Source organism: Acetobacter sp. DsW_54, assembly GCF_002153575.1.
In the GTDB taxonomy this organism is placed as follows: domain Bacteria; phylum Pseudomonadota; class Alphaproteobacteria; order Acetobacterales; family Acetobacteraceae; genus Acetobacter; species Acetobacter fabarum.
This window is the reverse complement of sequence record NZ_JOPD01000031.1, coordinates 1-17314: the sequence shown is the minus strand read 5'-3', so window position 1 is coordinate 17314 and position 17314 is coordinate 1. Positions and strand designations below refer to the sequence as shown.

Sequence of the window (17314 nt, the reverse complement as noted above, 5' to 3'; positions counted from 1 at the left end):
GAGAGACAATGTTATGAAACGTCTTGTGTGCGCTCTGGCAGCATTGGGTTCTTTAACCGTTCTGGCAGGGTGTGCAGGCCCTGGTGGCCCCGGCCCACGGCCACGCCCGTACTATCCGTATGGCTATGCTGGTTCCAGCATACGGTATGATGACTATTACGGGTATGGCGGTGGGTATGCTGGTGGTGGCTGGTCACGCCCTGCACCGCGCCCCCCCATGGGCAGGCCGGGTATGGGGCCTGGCCGCCCCGGTGGTGGCAATAATAATGGAGGGGGCTGGTCCCGCCCCGGCGGGGGTGGTCGCCCGGATGGTGGCGGTCGTCCCGGTCGTCCGGGGGGAGGTGGCCCCGGCGGTGGCGGCCAGCGCCCCGGTGGCGGTGCACAAGGTGGCGGTGGTCCATCCGGGGGTGGTTCGCCCGGTGGTGGCCATGGCGGCGGTCAGGGTGGTCCCGGCGGTGGGGGTGGCCCCAATCAAGGCCCCCCGCGCGGCTGAGCCACTTTGGGCTTTGCCTGATTGGGGTATGTCTGCAAAAGGCTCCGCCAGAGTGCGGGGCCTTTTTTGTATGGGAGGGGAGAATACCCAAACCCCGTGAGGGGCAGGCGGGCTACTTTTCTTTCAGGTCGCTCGGAAGCCTGAAAAAAAACCATGCCATATGCGTGGGGGAGTTGCTGGTGCTGCTGGACAGGATTGAACTGTCGACCTCTCCCTTACCAAGGGAGTGCTCTACCACTGAGCTACAGCAGCACTGCTTGCGGGGTTCTAGCCTTTTGGGCGCACCACCGCAAGAGTGGGGTGAACAAAAAAAGACGAAAATTAATCGTCCCTATGCGTTTTTTCCATACGCTCGTGCTGTTCCTGCGCCTCAATGGATAAGGTAGCGATCGGGCGGGCCTCCAGACGCTTCAGGCCGATGGGCTCACCGGTTTCCTCGCAGTAGCCATAGCTGCCGTTTTCAACCCGCTGGAGAGCAAGGTTGATCTTGCCAATCAGCTTGCGGGCACGGTCACGGGTGCGCAGTTCAAGCGCACGGTCCGTTTCCACGCTTGCGCGGTCGGTAATATCAGCTTCATGAATGCCACCTTCGGAAAGGCTGGCCAGGGTATCCCCCGCCTCTTTCAAAAGATCAGCGCGCCATTTGAGCAGTTTCTGCCGGAAGTATTCCGTCTGAAGAGGGTTCATGAACTCTTCTTCTTCTGACGGGCGATAATCTGGCGGTAAAGTAATCATGTCAGTCGTCAGCCTTTGCAATGACAGGAAACCTGCCTTGAAAGAATGACGCGGCTTATAGCGGCATCATGCCCGTGCGCCAAGAATTTTATGCACAGATGCCAGAAGAAAAGCAGGAAGGTCGGTCAGTAAGATAAAAGAAAAACTGATATTCGGAAAAAGTAATAAACAGAAAACATCCGATTATTAAAATTTCAATAAAATCCGATATGTGGCGCGCTACCCCTGCCACACGGGTTTTTGCTTTGGCGCAACAACTGGCCCAGCGCGGGGGAGGTCCTTACCTTCACGCATAAAAAAGGGGCCGTGCGCGCACGACCCCTTGCATACACTCTGGCGTATGTTGCCCGATTAGAACGGGATTTCATCATCCAGATCACCACCGCCGGAAGCATCCCAGCCGCCAGACGGTGCGCCACCGCCACCACCACGCTGCGGGGCAGGCAGGCGGGAGGATGCGCCGCCGTTACCGCCATTGCCATAGTCCGAGCCGCCGCCGGTGTTGTAGCCGCCGTAGCTGCTGCCACCGTTGCCGCCCCCAAAGCCGCCCCCGCCAAAGCCGCCGCCACCTTCGCCTTCACCGCCGTTGCGGCTGTCCAGCAGAACCAGTTCGCCACGGAAGCGGTCCACAACCACTTCGGTCGTGTAGCGTTCCTGCCCGCCCTGATCGGTCCATTTGCGGGTCTGCAACGCGCCTTCAAGGTACACCTTGCGGCCTTTGCGCAGGAAGCGTTCGGCAACGTCGGCCAGCCGGTCGTTAAAAATGACAACGCGGTGCCATTCGGTCCGCTCGCGCTTTTCGCCCGAGGCGCGGTCGTTCCATGTGTCGCTGGTAGCGAGGGAGAAGGACACGATTTTCTGCCCGCTCTGGCTGGAGCGGACTTCCGGGTCTTTGCCCAGATTGCCGACCAGAATGACCTTGTTAACGCTTCCAGCCATGGTTCTCTTCGCCTTCTGTAACCTGTGAGTTCGTTTTGTTCCGGTCTGTGTAGCGCAGCACGGGGGGCGTGGTCCACCTATTGTGCGGGTGGCTCACGCCATACTTTACGCCAGCCGCCAGATGGACAGGCGCGCGGCACCGTGCTGGCGTTCTGCCAGCAGTTCGTGCGGGCAGGCGGGGGCGTCCTCGGCGTCATTTGCAAAAGGCAGGGGTTCGTCGCGCCCGGTTTCAATCACGGCTATGGCGTTGGGGGCAATCCAGCCTCTGGCTTTCAGGGCGGCCAGGGCCGTGCCGGGCAGGTGCTTGTGGTAAGGTGGGTCCAGGAACACCAAGGTTGCAGGCGTTGCGCGGGCGGCTGGTGGAACGGTGACATCCCGCGGGTACACCGTGCAGCGTTCTTCCCACCCGCAGGCATGGATATTGGCGCGCAGGGCGGTGAGGGCCTGACGGTCGGTTTCAAAAAAAACGGCTCTTTCCGCCCCGCGGGACAAAGCTTCCAGCCCCAGAGCGCCCGTGCCTGCAAAGGCGTCCAGCACATGGGCACCTTCCAGCAGGGCCGCCCCACCCCACGGGGCATGGGCCAGTACGTCAAACAGGGCTTGGCGCACACGGTCTGCCGTGGGGCGTGTGGTGCCGCCAGCGGGGGCGGCCAGCACCCGGCCTTTGCGTGCCCCGGCAATAATGCGCACCATCAGCGGGCCTTGTGGCGGGCAGGGGCGGGCGGCTGGGCGGTTTTTTCCGGCGCTTTGGGCAGTTGGTCACGCAGGACGCGGGGCGGAATTTCCTCCAGCTCACCTTTTTGCAGCGTGCCAAGGGGGAACGGCCCGTAGCTGGTGCGGATCAGGCGGCTGACATGCAGGTTAAGCCCGGCCATAACCTTACGGATCTCGCGGTTCTTGCCTTCCTTGAGCGAGACAGTGAGCCACGCGTTATCGCCCTTGCGCGAGTCGAGGGCTGCAATAATGGGGCCGTAACGTACGCCTTCAAACACGCAGCCATGGGCGAGGGAGGCCAGCCGCGCCTCGTCCACCACACCAAACACGCGCACGCGGTAGCGCCGCAGCCAGCCGTTGGAGGGCAGTTCCAGCCTGCGGGCCAGTTCGCCATCATTGGTCAGCAGCAACAGCCCTTCGCTGTTCAGGTCAAGCCGCCCGACGCTGATCACGCGGGGCATGCCTTCGGGCAGGGAGGAAAAGACGGTTGGCCGCCCTTCGGGGTCCTTGTGGGTTGTTACCAGCCCGTCGGGCTTGTGGTAGCGCCACAGCCTTGTGCGCTCCGGGGTTGCAACCGGCTGGTTGTCCACCAGAACAATATCGCCATCGGTGACAAAGGTTGCCGGGTGCGTAACAGCCTGACTGTTCAGCCGCACGCGCCCTTCCTCAATCATGCGCTCTGCATCGCGCCGGCTGGCTACCCCTGAACGGGCCAGCCATTTTGCAATGCGTTCTCCCCGCGCTTCCTGTGTCACGCCTGTTCTCCTGCTGCCTGTACGAAGGCCTTGAAAAGTGTTCTGTCTGCCGGGTCTATGCCAAATTCCGGGTGCCATTGCACCCCAAGGCAAAAACGGTGGTCCGGGTCTTCTATGCCTTCTATCACGCCATCTTCGGCAATGGCATTTACCCGTCCGCGTCCGGGGGTGCCAACGGCCTGATGGTGGGCGGAATTAACGGCAATGCGTGTGGCCCCGCCGGTTATGCGGGCCAGAAGGGTGTCGGGCTGGATGTCCACGCCGTGGCTTGCCTCATCCCGCGGGTTGGGCTGCTCATGTGGCAAGGTTGTGGGGTTTGTGTCGGGCAGATGCTGGATGAGCGTTGCACCAAGGTTTACGGCAATTAACTGCATGCCCCCGCATATGCCCAGCACGGGTATGTTGCGCTGCAACGCGGCGGCCAGCAGGGCGCTTTCGGCCCGTGTGCGGCGCGGGCGCAGGGTTACGCTGGGGTGGCGTTCGGACGCACCATAAAGCAGGGGATCAATATCAAACGCGCCACCGGTTATGAGTAGCCCGTCCAGCTTGGCTACGTATTCCAGCCCCAGCTGCGGGAACAGGGGCAGGGCTACCGGCAGGCCACCTGCGGTGGCTACGGCGCTCAGATAATTCTCGCGCAGGGCGCACCACGCAAAGCGGGAGTAACGCTCCGCGCCGCCGTCTTCCAGATCAAGGGTAATGCCAATAACGGGGCGCTCTGCTGCCATAAGCCTGTGGTCCTGCACAAAAAGCCGTTGGAAAACTGGAACTGCTTCGTGTCAGGTGCCACAGGTGCGTAAATTTTGCATCTTTTCCCGTTTGCCCCGTGCTGGGGCTGGTGCTTTGGAGCCGCTTCTAGCGGGTCAGAAACACCGGAATGCTATGGGGCATCATATGACTGCTCACAACCGGCCTGGTGGCAGGGGGGGAGGATTCGCCGGGGAGCCTGTCTGCAACAGCAAGACCAAACCCCATTGCGGCCGCGGCCAGAATGAAAGACAGAGAATGCATGGTTCCGACCTTTCCAGCCAAGAGTTGAGAGACGGTCAGGCCATAATCCGCACCGCACGCAAAGTGCATTGCGCTGTGCACGGATAATGGCGACTTTAAGGCAGGATGACAAAGTTATGGTGAGGTTTGCAAGAAGAATATGATGGTGCAGCCCCCGACCTGCTCAGACATGCGGATACCCAGCCATGAAAGGCGCTGCAATGGTGCGTGATACGCCCCTCCATTCCGGCAGGGAGTCGGGTATGGAGTTGGCCTTGCAACAGGCCCGTATGGCCGCCACACGGGGGGAGGTGCCAGTGGGTGCCGTGCTGCTGGATGCGCAAGGTACGGTGCTGGCACAGGCCGGTAACCGGGTGGAAGAACTGCAAGACCCCTCTGCCCATGCGGAAATGCTGGTCATGCGTGCCGCCGTGCACCAGCGGCAGGGCCGCAGGCTGGCGGACTGCACTCTGGTTGTGTCTTTGGAGCCGTGCCCGATGTGTGCGGCGGCCATGGCGCATTTTCGGGTAGGGCGGCTGGTTTTTGGGGCGTATGACCCCAAGGGTGGAGCGGTGGAACACGGCCCCCGCCTGCCTTACCGGGCCGAGGCCCTGCACCGCCCGGAAATTATAGGTGGCGTGCGTGAGTGTGAGGCTGGAGAGTTGCTGAAAAGCTTTTTCCGGACCCTGCGGGGCGAGGAGCCTCTGCCCCCTGCATAAAACCCTGTGGGTAGGGTGGGTTAAAGGCTTTTTTTTTCCGAAAAGGAAACCATGTTAGCTTACAGGGCGTAAGGTGATGCAGGTTTTGGCAGCCGTCTGGTGCAGGTGGCCGCCAGAGCTGGCCGTGGTCACCCGAAACGAGTCCTGCTTGGGTACAACAAGGAACAGTCAAGATCGTGATGTCGGAAAAATCTGTGACAAACGTTTGCACGCGTGGCGGTCGCCGCAACTGGACCAAGGCTCTGCTGGCTGGCTGCATGCTGGTTTCCGCCGCCGGGCCGTGGGCTGGCGGTGTGTCCTGGGCGGATACGTCCAGCATGATCAAGCCCAGCGGCCCCGCCCAGCGGATTCCCGATTTTGTGGAGCTGGTCAAACAGGTCAAACCGGCGGTGGTGTCCATTACCTCCATGATCCGCTCCGACACCATGGAAGGTGAAGGCGGTGGCATGGGTGGCGGGCCTTTTCCGTTCCCCTTCCCGTTCCAGATGATGCCCCAGCCCTCCAAGCAGCTGATTGAGGCGCGCGGGTCTGGCTTTGTTATCTCGGCCGATGGGTACGTGGTGACCAACAACCATGTGGTCAAAGGGGCAACCAAGGTCAGCGTCACACTGGATGACGGCACAACCCTGCCTGCCAAGGTGGTCGGTCGCGATGGCAAGACCGATCTGGCTTTGCTCAAGGTTACGCCCACACAAAAACTGCCCTTTATTGAACTCGGCGAGTCCGATGACGTACAGCCGGGGGAATGGGTGATTGCCGTTGGCAACCCCTACGGTCTGGGTGGCACGGTGACGGCTGGTATTGTCTCGGCCCGTGGGCGTGACATCAACGAAGGCCCATACGACAACTTCATTCAGGTGGATGCCCCCATTAACCGCGGCAACTCCGGTGGCCCGCTCTTTACGCAGGACGGCAAGGTGGTGGGGGTTAACACCGCCATTCTCTCCCCCTCTGGCGGGGGGTCGATTGGTATTGGTTTTGCCATTCCGTCCGATACGGTGCGCAGCGTTGTGGACCAGTTGCGCAAGACCGGCCATGTGGTGCGCGGCTACCTTGGCGTAAACGCTCAGGTTATTTCCCCCGTTATGGCCAGCGCGCTTAACCTGCCGGCCCCCGCTGTTGCGGGTACGCCGCCCGCAGGTGCGCTGGTGGCCAGTGTCAGCCAGGACAGCCCGGCCGAAAAAGCGGGTCTCAAGGCTGAGGACGTGATTACCGACTTTAATGGCCAGAAAATTGCCACCCCGCATGATCTGGCCGTGCGTGTGGCGGCAGTGGCGCCGGGCACGCAGGTAACAATCGGCTTTGTGCGTGCAGGTAAGGCACAGACCGCCACCACCAAAATTGGCAATCTTGCCAGTGCTACGGGGGATGCGGGCAAAACGGCGAGTACCGCAGGCGGGCAGCATCTGGGTGTGGCTCTTGCCCCGCTTAACCGCGATACGCGCCAGCAGCTTGGTCTGCCGCAGGATACGCATGGCGTTGTGGTGAGCGATGTGGAGGCAGGTTCTCCTGCGGATCAGGCCGGGATTCGTCCGGGGGATGTCATTCAGTCTGTTGGTGGCCAGCAGGTGGATATGCCCAAGGCGGCCGTCAGTCTGGTCAAAACGGCTATGGCGGCCAAAAAACCGGTGCTGCTGCGTATTCTGCGGGATGGGCAATCCCTGTTCATTGCCATTTCGCCCGATGGCAGTACCGCAGGCCTGCCAGCGGATAACGGTGCTGGTAGCGGTGATGATGATGATAACTGAGGCAGACTTGTCCTGAGTTATCAGCCAAAAAAGGCCGGCTCCTGTGGAGTCGGCCTTTTTTTAATACTTTAGTCCTGTGCGGTTAGGCGGTCCGCTCAGTCCGCTTTCTGCCCCGAGGCGATGTTGAGCAGAGTCGCAACCGAGAGAATGCGGATGCGATGGTTTTCCGCGCTGGCAATCAGCATGCTGCGGCGGAAAGCGCTAATGGTCCGGCTTACGGTTTCAATGGTCAGGCCCAGATAATCGGCAATATCCACCCGTGTCATGGGGACAGAAGCCATGTTTTCTGCCTCCTGCCGCCGGTTTGCGGTCTGGTGGAAGGCGCGCATCCGGTCGAGCAGAAAGGTGGCAACTTTTTCGCGCGCGGTTTTGCGCCCCAGCAGCAGCATCTGTTCCTGCGCTTCGGCCAGTTTGTCGGTTACGGCGGCTAACAGGCGGCGCTCAAATGTTGGGTAATCGCTCAGCAATGCCTCAAGCTGGGGGCGGAGGAAGCGGCACAGCCGCACATTATCCACCGTTTCTGCCCCAAAAGAGTATGTCTGCGCTGTGCTCAGGCCCAAAAACTGGCCTGCATCGGCAAAACCCGTAATCTGCCTGCGTCCATCGGGGAGGGATTTGAAGAGTTTGACCGTGCCGCGCGTGACATTGAAAAACGCCAGTGCAGGCTCTCCTTCTTCAACAATTGTTGTGCCCGGTGGCAGCAGTAACTGGCGGGAGGAGTGGGCCAGTGCGGCCAGTCCTTCCTCATCCATGCTGCTGCACAGGCTTTTGTTCCGGATGTCACACACAAGGCAACGCATGACATCCATATCCGCTTTGGGGGTATGAACTGCCCCGCCAGCGGGCGCGAAGGCAGATGTCTGGGGAGAAGATGTCATGCGATAAATCCAGAAAACCGTTTAGTATTAACCGGTTGCGGTCTGTTATAACGGTTGGGGCCGTAAAAGGTCGCCCCGCAGCATTGAGCTTTTGTTGACATAAATCAATCATGCCAAGGGATTATTTTAATTGCAGGCCAGAACTGCAAAAAAGTCGAAACCGGGGTCTGTGGTTAAAATGACACAGTTTTGACTCATCTTTGACCAGTATGCGCCAGACTTGATCTAAATCAAGGTTGCATGAGCGATGGCGTGGTCTTTCCGGCACAGAATTACAGTGCAGTGGAAGAGACAAAACACAATGGTCAAGTTCCGTTCCTTTCTGACAGCCACAGTGGCTGGTGTGGCCGCCCTGACCGGTGCGGCACAGGCGCAGACAGCAACCCCCAATGCTGCTTACGTCAATGCCCCGGTCATGAACCACATCCCGGACGCGCAAAAGCCCTCTGGCCACTGCGGTATCTTTGAAACCTGCGCCAGCACCAAAATCGGTCTGGGCAAGGGTGACTTCATGGTGCGTCTGTCCGGCGTTGGCGTTCTGCCGCAGGACCGTGACAGCAGCGTGAAGGTCGCTGGCGTTGGCCACATGAACGGCACGCACCTGTCCACCACCAACCAGGCTATGCCGGAACTGACGGTTGAATACTTCATCACCGACAACCTGTCTGTTGACCTGATTGCAACCAGCACGCACCACCGTGTGAACGCAGTTGGTGGCGCGCTTGCTGGTGTGAGCGGCCGGCAGGTAACGGACGTTGGTTCCGCTTGGGTGCTGCCCCCCACTCTGACCTTCGCTTGGCATTTCCGTCCGCACAAGCGCTTCAACCCGTATGTGGGTGTGGGTGCAACGGCTATGTGGTTCCATAACGCACGTGGGTCGGGCCAGCTTGGGCTGACCAAACTGAATGGTGGTTTCACCGGTGGCCCGGCTGTGAACGTTGGTTTCGACTATCAGCTGGTCGGCAACTGGTTCTTCAACGCCGACGTCAAGCAGATGTTCGTTCGTATGCACGCATGGGCTGAAAACAGGGCCGAAACCCTCAAGGTTCGTGCTCATGAATCCCTGGACCCCACCGTGGTGTCCGCCGGTATTGCATACCGCTTCTGATCTAAGCTGATGAGCGCGGATCCCGTCTCTGACCTGATTTCCCGCTACGGCGGGAATCTGCCGCGCTATACCAGTTACCCGACCGCTGCGAGTTTTTCGGATGCGGTCGGGGCTCAGGACGTGGGAAGCTGGCTGCGGACGCTGCCAGCAGACCTGCCTGTTTCCCTGTATTTTCATGTTCCATTCTGTGATGAGCTCTGCCGGTTCTGTGGGTGCAATACCTCAGTCATGCGGCATGAGGACGGGCGCGTGGCCTATGGTGACCTGCTGCGCGAGGAAATGCGCCGGGTTGTAGCCCTAACGGGCGAGCAGCGCGTTGTGCATCATCTCCAGTTTGGCGGTGGTACGCCCACCACATTGCCGCCGGCCTCGCTCCGGCAGCTTATGCGTGCCGTACGCACGTTCTTCCGTTTTTCCGATGACGCCGAACTGGCGATGGAAATGGACCCCCGCCATGTGCCCGAAGGTTATCCGGCACTCCTAGGTGATCTGGGGTTCAATCGCATCAGCCTTGGCGTGCAGGACCTGGACGAAAAGGTGCAGGAAGCCTGCGGTCGTCACCAGTCCTTTGCGCAGACCAAAAGCTGTATTGAGCAGGTACGCGCCGCGGGCGTTACGGGCGTTAATATCGACCTGATTTACGGCCTGCCCTACCAGACGGTAGAAAGCGTGGGTGAGACGGCCCGCCAGATTGCCCTGCTCCGCCCAGACCGGCTGGCCGTGTTTGGTTATGCCCACATTCCGTGGAAGCAGAAGCGCCAGAAGCTTATTCCTGAAAGCGCGCTACCGTCCTCTTCGGAGCGGCTGGCCCAGCGTGCGCAGATTGATGCCGTGTTGCAGGCGGCCGGGTATCAGGCCATTGGGCTGGACCATTACGCCCTGCCGGATGATGCCTTGGCCAAAGCTGCCAATGCCGGCACTCTGCACCGCAATTTTCAGGGTTACACAACGGATTCCTGCCCGGTGCTGCTGGGTATGGGGGCTTCGGCCATTTCCATGACCCCCGCAGGGTTTGCCCAGAATATTCCTACCGTTGCAACCTATGCCCGCGCACTGGCCGATTCGGCAGAACTGCCGGTTATGCGTGGGGTGGCCTGCACAGCGGAGGACCGCTACCGCGGGGCCATTATCGAACGTATTATGTGCGATCTGGCGGTGGACCTGCGCTCAAACCACATTCCCGATAACCCGGGTATGGATGGATTTGTAGAGGAGCTGGCCAGCCTGCATCTGTTCGAGCGGGATGGGCTGATTACCCGCGCTGACAGCCGTATAGAGGTGACAGAAAAAGGGCGTCCGTTTTTGCGGAATGTCGCCGCTGTTTTTGACACGCGGCAGAAAGAACTGGCCGCTGCAAGCACAGGCAAAGCGCCTGCTCCCCGTTTTTCTGGCGCGCTGTAAGGCAGGCCGTTCAAATTGGCATTTCTGCCATGCAACTTGATCATCGGGTTGTTTTGGCGCATGGAAGAACAGCTTCTGAACCGCAGAGGCAATGCTGCAAAAAGCCCGGCACCTCTGGTTCTCCAGCATATTTCTGTTTTATCGGAAGGATCGGACAACATGCGTCCTGATGCTCCTTTGCCCGGCCAGACCGGGTCTTTTACCCTGCCGGACAGGTTGCGCCACACACCCGCGGCCACATACCCATTCGCGCACTGGATGCTTGAAAACGTTCTGGAACCCCCTGCATGCGACGCCCTTGTGGACTGGAACCCGGGGGAGAGCGCCATTGCAGGGGATGTTGGCGGGCGGCGGGAAACGCGCAATGCTTTCCGCGTTTTTGTGGACCCGGCCGTGCGTGCAAGGGATGCCCGGCTGGACCGCATGGCCACGCTGCTGGATAGCGACCCCATGCGCCAGACGTTTGAAGCCATATGCGGCAGCCCACTGGATGAGGCCGCCCTCAGGCTGGAACTGTGCCTGGATACGGATGGATTCTGGCTCGAACCCCATACCGACATCGGGGCCAAAAAGCTGACCCTGCTTATCTCTCTTTCCACGGGGGAGGATGCGCAGCAATGGGGCACGGACCTGATGACACCGCAGGGCGAATCTGTTGCCCGTGCATCTGGCGTGTTCAATTCGGGGGTGTTGTTCATCCCCTCAGACAAGACATGGCATGGCTTTGTGCAGCGCCCGATCCGGGGTACACGGCGGACCCTGATCGTCAATTTTGTCGATAAAAACTGGCGTGCCGTGCACGAACTGGCCTTTGGACCGCGTATGGCCCGGGCCTGACCTTTCCTGTTTGGCGGAAAAGGCGCAAAACGGGCCGGGGTGCCCGTTTTTTGCAATTCTGTGACAAATCGGGTTTAGGAAAGCTACAGAAATTTCAACGGGGATAAAACGGGAATGAGTGAACCTGTGCGTGAGTCGATGGAGTTCGATGTTGTCATTGTTGGCGGTGGCCCCGCCGGACTGGCTGCCGCCATTCGCCTGCGCCAGCTTTCGCCGCAAACCAGTGTCTGCCTGATTGAAAAAGGGAGCGAGATCGGGGCGCATATTGTATCCGGCGCCGTGATCGAGCCGCGCGCACTGGCCGAACTGCTGCCCGACTGGCGCGAACGCGGTGCGCCGCTGGATACGCCTGTAACGGCGGAAGATATGTTCTACCTGACCGAAACAGGCAGTATTCGGGTGCCCATGCTCGACAAGGTCATGCCGCACATGGCCAACCACGGGAATTATATTGTCAGTCTGGGCGAGGTCTGCCGCTGGCTGGCCGTGCAGGCCGAGGAACTGGGGGTGGAAATCTACCCCGGTTTTGCTGGGGCCGAAGTGCTGATCGAACGCAACCGCGTGGTGGGTGTGGCCACGGGGGATATGGGTGTGGGGCGTGACGGCAAACCCGGCCCCAACTACCAGCCCGGCATGGAACTGCGTGGGCGCTACACCCTGTTTGCAGAAGGCTGCCGTGGCTCCCTGACCAAGCAGGTCATGGCCCATTACGACCTGCGCAAGGATGCAGACCCGCAGACCTACGGCCTAGGCATTAAGGAAGTGTGGGAAATCCCGGCAGAAAACCATCGCCCCGGTCTGGTGCAGCACAGCTTTGGCTGGCCGCTGGACAACGGTACGTATGGTGGCGCGTGGCTGTACCATTTTGGCGAAAACCTTGTGTCCTATGGCTTTGTTATCGGGCTGGATTACGCCAACACATGGCTCTCCCCGTTTGAGGAAATGCAGCGCGTCAAGCTGCATCCGGCTTTCCGCCAGCATCTGGAAGGGGGGCGGCGTATTTCCTACGGTGCGCGTGCCCTGTCCGAGGGTGGTTTGCAGTCCATTCCGCGCCTGACCTTTCCCGGTGGTGCGCTGATCGGGGATTCGGCAGGGTTTTTGAATGTGCCCAAAATCAAGGGCACGCATACGTCCATGAAGTCGGGCATGCTGGCGGCGGAAGCCGTGGTGGATGCCATGAAAACCGACCGTGTAGAGCCGGGCTCCTATACGCAGAAGGTCCGGCAGTCCTGGCTGTGGCAGGAACTACGCACCGCACGCAACATTCGTCCCGCCTTTGCCCGTTTTGGGGCCATGGGTGGCGCGGTGTACGCGGGGCTGGATGCCATGGTGCTGCGTGGACGCGCCCCGTGGACGCTCCACTTCAAACATCAGGATAACGAAACACTGCGCGCGGCTGATCTGTGCGCAAAGCCGTTTTACCCCAAACCCGATGGCAAGCTGACGTTTGATCGTCTGTCTTCCGTCTTCCTGTCCGCCACCAACCATGAGGAGGATCAGCCGGTACATCTGCGGCTTAAAAATCCGTCCTTGTGGAAAACGGTCAACTGGGATGTGTTCCACGCACCAGAGGCGCGTTATTGCCCGGCAGGTGTGTACGAAGTGGCGGATGAGCAGACAGCACCACATCTGCAAATCAATGCCCAGAACTGCGTACATTGCAAAACGTGTGACATTAAGGACCCCACCCAGAATATAGACTGGACCACGCCCGAAGGGGGTGGTGGGCCGAATTATCCGGCTGGTATGTGAATTTCGGTCAAAGTACGATAAAGAACCGTCCGAACCATCCTGCGTCTGCAAGCGAAAGAAGTCATGAAGATACTCGTACCTGTAAAGCGGGTTGTTGATTACAACATCAAACCGCGCGTCAAGGCGGATGGCAGCGGAGTGGAAACCGCTGGCGTCAAGATGTCCATGAATCCGTTTGACGAAATTGCGGTGGAAGAAGCCGTGCGCCTGCGTGAAAAAGGCGCTGCTTCGGAAGTCGTGGTTGTGTCCATTGGTGTGCAGCAGGCGCAGGACACCCTGCGTACCGCCATGGCCATGGGCGCTGACCGGGCCATTCTGGTGCTGACCGATGAAAGCCCCGAACCTCTGGCTGTTGCCAAGGTGCTCAAAACACTGGTCGAAAAAGAAGGCCCCTCGCTGGTTGTGCTGGGCAAACAGGCCATTGATGATGACATGAACGCAACGGGCCAGATGCTGGCCGGCCTGCTGGGCTGGGGTCAGGGCACCTTTGCCAGCAAGGTTGATGTGGTCGATGGCCGCGTGAATGTCAGCCGTGAAATTGATGGCGGCACGGAGCAGGTCTCCCTTACCCTGCCAGCCATTATCACGGCCGACCTGCGCCTGAACGAGCCGCGCTACGCCTCCCTGCCCAACATCATGAAAGCCAAGAAAAAGCCGCTGGAAACCATTCCTGCCGCTGACCTTGGTGTGGACATGGCCCCGCGCCTGACGGTTGTTTCCGTTGCGGAACCCGCAGAACGCCAGGCGGGGATCAAGGTTGGCTCTGCAACAGAGCTGGTGGAAAAACTGCGTAACGAAGCAAAGGTGATCTGAACATGACCGCTCTTGTTCTTCTGGATCATGAAGGCGGCCAGATCAGGAAGGCAGCCCTTTCTGCTGTAACCGCCGCAACCCGTCTGGGTGATGTGCATGTGCTGGTCGCCGGGGATGCCGCTCTGGCACAGGCTGCAAGCCAGATTGCAGGCGTGTCCAAGGTGCTGCATGCGGCAGATGCCCGCTATGCGCATGAACTGGCCGAGCCTCTGGCAGCCCTGCTTGTCTCCCTTGCTGGCAGCTACGACCATATCGTGGCCGCTGCGGGTGCTACGGGTAAGAACGTGCTGCCGCGTGCTGCTGCCCTGCTGGACGTGCAGCCCATCCCTGATGTGGTGAGCATTGTGGACGCGCAAACCTTTGTGCGCCCGATTTACGCTGGCAACGCACTGGCGACCGTGCGTTCCTCCGACGCCAAAAAAGTCCTGACCGTGCGCAGTGCATCGTTTGATGCTGCCCCGGCCGAAGGTGGCAGCGCCCCGGTTGAGGCGGTTGCAGCGGTAGATAGCCCTGACGTGTCCCGCTTTGAAGCCGTTCACCTGTCTGACTCCGCCCGCCCTGATCTGGAATCGGCACGCGTTGTGGTGTCCGGCGGTCGTGGCATGGGTAGTGAGGAAAAGTTCCACGCGCTGGACCCGCTGGCCGATGTGCTGGGTGCTGCTGTTGGCGCTTCCCGCGCTGCAGTCGATTCCGGTTTTGTGCCTAACGAATTGCAGGTCGGCCAGACCGGCAAGATCGTGGCACCGGAACTGTACATGGCGTTTGGTATTTCCGGCGCAATCCAGCATCTGGCAGGCATGAAGGACAGCCGCGTGATCGTGGCCGTGAACAAAGACCCCGAAGCCCCCATCTTTCAGGTGGCGGATTACGGTATTGTGGGCGATCTGTTTGAGGTTGTGCCGCAGTTGGTGGAAGAGCTTAAAAAATAAGCGCATCCCCATAATCGCGTGCTTGAAAAGCCCGTATGCCCTTGTGGCGTACGGGCTTTTTTTATGGGGTTATTCCGCGCCGTAAGCCGCCATGAACACCCGGACGGCGGCATGAATCACTTTTTCTTCCTCCTCCGCACTGTTTTCCGGGTTCAGGTTAAAACGGCGCAGATGGGCGATGCGTGTCTGGCACAGGGCAAAAAACTGCTCGGCGGCAAAAACCGGGTCTTCTGTCCGCAAGGTGCCCAGCGCTTCCTGTTCGCGTATCCAGTTGGCCAGTGTGGCAATGGCGACTCGGGGACCATTTTCCCAGAACACGGCCCCCAGCTGGGGGAAGCGCGGCGCTTCGGAGACAATAATCCGGTAGAGCATCAGGCTGTCAGGCTGGGTAATCAGGCGCACCATGGCGCGGGCCACGGCGGTCAGCGTTTCCCGCGCGGGCGAATCCTCCCGCACGGGGGCAAGAGCCACGGGCAGTTTTTCGCGGCAGCATTGTTCCACAAATGCGGCAAACAGGTCGGCCTTGTTGGTAAAGTAGTTATACAGCGTTCCCTTGGATACAGCGGCCTGCCGCGCAATGGCGGACATGCTTGCGCCCTCGTAGCCATGTTCGGCAAAAACCGCACTGGCTCCAGTCAGAATCTGCTGTCGTTTGGTCTCGGACTCTCCCGTGCAGGGGGAGCAGGAGGGCGCGGGGAGGGGAGGAGATAGGGCCATGGATCTTCGGGCTTTGGAGACTTGTGATTGACGCGGTAGGGAAAGACGATAGGGTATGCCCTGACCGAACTGGTCGGTCAGCGTAGCGGTTATAACGCATATTAAAGCAGGCGCATAATTTCGACGAGGGTAAGCGGGTGGCAAGAAGGAATGCACGGCGGGCGGGCGCACTGGCAGCCGGTTTTATTCTGGCAGGTTGTGCTGTAGGGCCAGACTATAAAAAGCCCCAGGCGTGGTCCCCCTCACAATGGCAGAAAGCGGCAACGCAGGAGCGCACCAGCGCGCTGAGTGTGCCCACGGAGCAGGAGCCGGACGCGCAGTGGTGGTCAGTGTTCCATGACCCGGAACTGACCTCGCTTGAACAGCGTCTGGCCGCCCAGAACCTGGACGTGCTGCAGGCATCCGAGCAGCTTGCCGTCAGCCGCGGGCAATTGCTGCTGGCCGGTGCGGAGCGCTTCCCAGACCTTGCAGCCTCTGGCTCGTATAGCCGCGTGCAGCACAGTAGCAAGCAGTTGCAGCGGATCGTGGAGCGGATTGGTGAACATTCTGCTGGCTCCCAGCTGGGGGAAATGCTGACCAGCCAGTCTTCCGAGGCCACCATACCGCTGCTGAACAACTGGCAGGATGGTGTGCAGGCCAGTTGGGAGGTGGATCTGTGGGGCCGTGTGCGCAGGCAGTACGAGGCCGCCAAGTCCTACACCAACGCCACCATGGAAGAACGCCGGGGGATTCTGATCGCCCGCCAGTCCGAGCTGGCATCGGATTACATGACACTGCGCAGCCTGCAGGAGCAGTTGCGCATTACCACGGCCAACCGCGATGCCGCAGCCAAACTGCTGCAACTGAGCCAGTCGCGCTACAAAAGCGGTCTGGTGAGCGAACTGGATGTGGATAGTGCCCAGTCCGAGCTCCAGCATACCAATGCCCTGATCCCGCAGTTTGAGCAGCGCATTGCCATGCAGATCAACGCCATCAATCTGCTTATGGGCATGCCCCCGGGTGGGTTGAACACCGAACTGGTGCAAACAGCGGGCATTCCGCTGGTGCCGCCAGCCGTGCCTATTGGCCTGCCATCCGAACTGGCACATCGTCGCCCCGATATTCGTGAGGCTGAAGCCGAACTGCATGCGGCCACGGCCGAAGTGGGGCAGGCCATGGCGGACTTTTACCCCAAGGTTACGATTGATGCGGGCTTTGGGCTTCAGTCCTTCTCGTTCCGCGATATGGGGATGTGGAGCTCACGCATGTGGAATGTGGGGCCGTCCATCACGATCCCCATTTTTCAGGGCGGGCGCCTGACCGGCCAGTTGCAGATGAAAAAAGCATCGCAGAGGGCCGCAGCCCTGCGGTACCGCAAAACGGTGCTCAATGCCTGGAGCGAGGTGGATAATGCACTCACCGCATATCAGGCAGAGCAGAAGAAGAACCAGCGCCTGAGCAGCCAGGTGGCAGCAGACAAGCGTTCCATGGAGCTGGCGCAAAGCCAGTATAAGCATGGGCTGCAGAGTTACCTGCAGGTGCTTGATGCACAGCGCAGGCTGCTCTCTTCCCAGACCAGTCTGGCGGATAGCACAGCGAGTATCGCAGATGATCTGGTGCGTCTGTATAACGCGCTGGGCGGGGGATGGGAGAGTACCTTCCCCGTCTCCAAGCCCAAACACGCCTAACGGCTTGGGCACACAGGATATTTCAAACCAGGAGCGGGCTATGTGGCCCGCTTTTATTTTGCATTAGGAACGTTAATTTTCAGGATTGGCGGTTTTCTGGGGTTTTTTGTTTAGGTTAT

At 60.0% G+C, this 17314-nt stretch carries 17 protein-coding genes and 1 tRNA gene; 10 read left to right on the top strand and 8 right to left on the bottom strand.

What is annotated here, in order from left to right:
• Positions 1–13: 13 nt before the first annotated feature.
• On the top strand, positions 14–493 hold the full coding sequence (locus HK20_RS13000; RefSeq protein ID WP_086647049.1) for a hypothetical protein: 480 nt from the start codon (positions 14–16) through the stop codon (positions 491–493).
• A gap of 177 nt (positions 494–670) precedes the next feature.
• Here HK20_RS13000 and HK20_RS10685 read toward each other — a convergent pair.
• The 6 genes from HK20_RS10685 to HK20_RS10660 all read right to left on the bottom strand — a co-directional run bounded on the left by HK20_RS10685 (position 671) and on the right by HK20_RS10660 (position 4364).
• Positions 671–745 (bottom strand) — tRNA-Thr (locus tag HK20_RS10685).
• Between the two features lie 69 nt (positions 746–814).
• Positions 815–1228 (bottom strand): RNA polymerase-binding protein DksA, encoded by a 414-nt coding sequence (gene dksA / locus HK20_RS10680; RefSeq protein ID WP_086647048.1) that lies wholly within the window; start codon positions 1226–1228, stop codon positions 815–817.
• A 351-nt stretch (positions 1229–1579) separates the two neighbouring features.
• Entirely contained in the window at positions 1580–2167 is a 588-nt protein-coding gene (gene ssb, locus HK20_RS10675; RefSeq protein ID WP_086647047.1) for a single-stranded DNA-binding protein, read from the bottom strand.
• Between the two features lie 105 nt (positions 2168–2272).
• Positions 2273–2860 carry a 16S rRNA (guanine(966)-N(2))-methyltransferase RsmD gene (gene rsmD, locus HK20_RS10670; protein ID WP_086647046.1) on the bottom strand — a complete coding sequence of 196 codons (588 nt, stop codon included), beginning with the start codon at positions 2858–2860 and terminating at the stop codon, positions 2273–2275.
• Positions 2860–3636 carry a pseudouridine synthase gene (locus tag HK20_RS10665; protein WP_198943920.1) on the bottom strand — a complete coding sequence of 259 codons (777 nt, stop codon included), beginning with the start codon at positions 3634–3636 and terminating at the stop codon, positions 2860–2862. The genes rsmD and HK20_RS10665 overlap by 1 nt, the downstream gene beginning before the upstream one ends.
• On the bottom strand, positions 3633–4364 hold the full coding sequence (locus HK20_RS10660) for a gamma-glutamyl-gamma-aminobutyrate hydrolase family protein (RefSeq protein WP_086647044.1): 732 nt from the start codon (positions 4362–4364) through the stop codon (positions 3633–3635). Before HK20_RS10660 ends, HK20_RS10665 begins: the two co-directional genes overlap by 4 nt.
• A gap of 483 nt (positions 4365–4847) precedes the next feature.
• Here HK20_RS10660 and HK20_RS10650 point away from each other — a divergent pair, with 483 nt between their 5' ends.
• Together HK20_RS10650 and HK20_RS10645 are read left to right on the top strand one after the other, a co-directional pair.
• Positions 4848–5345, top strand: a complete 498-nt coding sequence (locus HK20_RS10650) for a nucleoside deaminase (RefSeq protein ID WP_086647076.1) — start codon at positions 4848–4850, stop codon at positions 5343–5345.
• Positions 5346–5524: 179 nt separating this feature from the next.
• Positions 5525–7093, top strand: coding sequence for a Do family serine endopeptidase (locus HK20_RS10645; protein ID WP_086647042.1), 1569 nt, complete (start codon positions 5525–5527; stop codon positions 7091–7093).
• Between the two features lie 95 nt (positions 7094–7188).
• Here the strand turns inward: HK20_RS10645 and HK20_RS10640 are convergent, their stop codons facing one another.
• Complete coding sequence (locus tag HK20_RS10640; RefSeq protein ID WP_233129184.1) at positions 7189–7971, bottom strand: Crp/Fnr family transcriptional regulator; 783 nt, start codon at positions 7969–7971, stop codon at positions 7189–7191.
• A gap of 301 nt (positions 7972–8272) precedes the next feature.
• Between HK20_RS10640 and HK20_RS10635 the strand changes: the two genes are divergently transcribed.
• The 6 genes from HK20_RS10635 (at position 8273) to HK20_RS10610 (ending at position 14811) form a co-directional block, all read left to right on the top strand.
• Positions 8273–9079, top strand: coding sequence for an OmpW family protein (locus tag HK20_RS10635; protein ID WP_086647041.1), 807 nt, complete (start codon positions 8273–8275; stop codon positions 9077–9079).
• 9 nt (positions 9080–9088) lie between these two features.
• Positions 9089–10480 (top strand): oxygen-independent coproporphyrinogen III oxidase, encoded by a 1392-nt coding sequence (gene hemN, locus HK20_RS10630; protein ID WP_086647040.1) that lies wholly within the window; start codon positions 9089–9091, stop codon positions 10478–10480.
• Positions 10481–10639: 159 nt separating this feature from the next.
• Positions 10640–11317, top strand: a complete 678-nt coding sequence (locus tag HK20_RS10625; protein WP_086647074.1) for a 2OG-Fe(II) oxygenase — start codon at positions 10640–10642, stop codon at positions 11315–11317.
• Between the two features lie 114 nt (positions 11318–11431).
• On the top strand, positions 11432–13069 hold the full coding sequence (locus HK20_RS10620; protein ID WP_086647039.1) for an electron transfer flavoprotein-ubiquinone oxidoreductase: 1638 nt from the start codon (positions 11432–11434) through the stop codon (positions 13067–13069).
• A gap of 63 nt (positions 13070–13132) precedes the next feature.
• A complete protein-coding gene (locus HK20_RS10615; RefSeq protein WP_086647038.1) occupies positions 13133–13882 on the top strand; it encodes an electron transfer flavoprotein subunit beta/FixA family protein in 750 nt (249 codons plus the stop codon).
• A 2-nt stretch (positions 13883–13884) separates the two neighbouring features.
• The gene (locus tag HK20_RS10610) at positions 13885–14811 is read left to right on the top strand and encodes an FAD-binding protein (protein ID WP_086647037.1); all 927 of its coding nucleotides are present in this window, start codon (positions 13885–13887) and stop codon (positions 14809–14811) included.
• 69 nt (positions 14812–14880) lie between these two features.
• Here the strand turns inward: HK20_RS10610 and HK20_RS10605 are convergent, their stop codons facing one another.
• Positions 14881–15528 carry a TetR/AcrR family transcriptional regulator gene (locus HK20_RS10605; protein ID WP_086647036.1) on the bottom strand — a complete coding sequence of 216 codons (648 nt, stop codon included), beginning with the start codon at positions 15526–15528 and terminating at the stop codon, positions 14881–14883.
• Between the two features lie 137 nt (positions 15529–15665).
• Here HK20_RS10605 and HK20_RS10600 point away from each other — a divergent pair, with 137 nt between their 5' ends.
• The gene (locus tag HK20_RS10600; protein WP_233129183.1) at positions 15666–17195 is read left to right on the top strand and encodes an efflux transporter outer membrane subunit; all 1530 of its coding nucleotides are present in this window, start codon (positions 15666–15668) and stop codon (positions 17193–17195) included.
• Positions 17196–17314 lie beyond the last annotated feature (119 nt).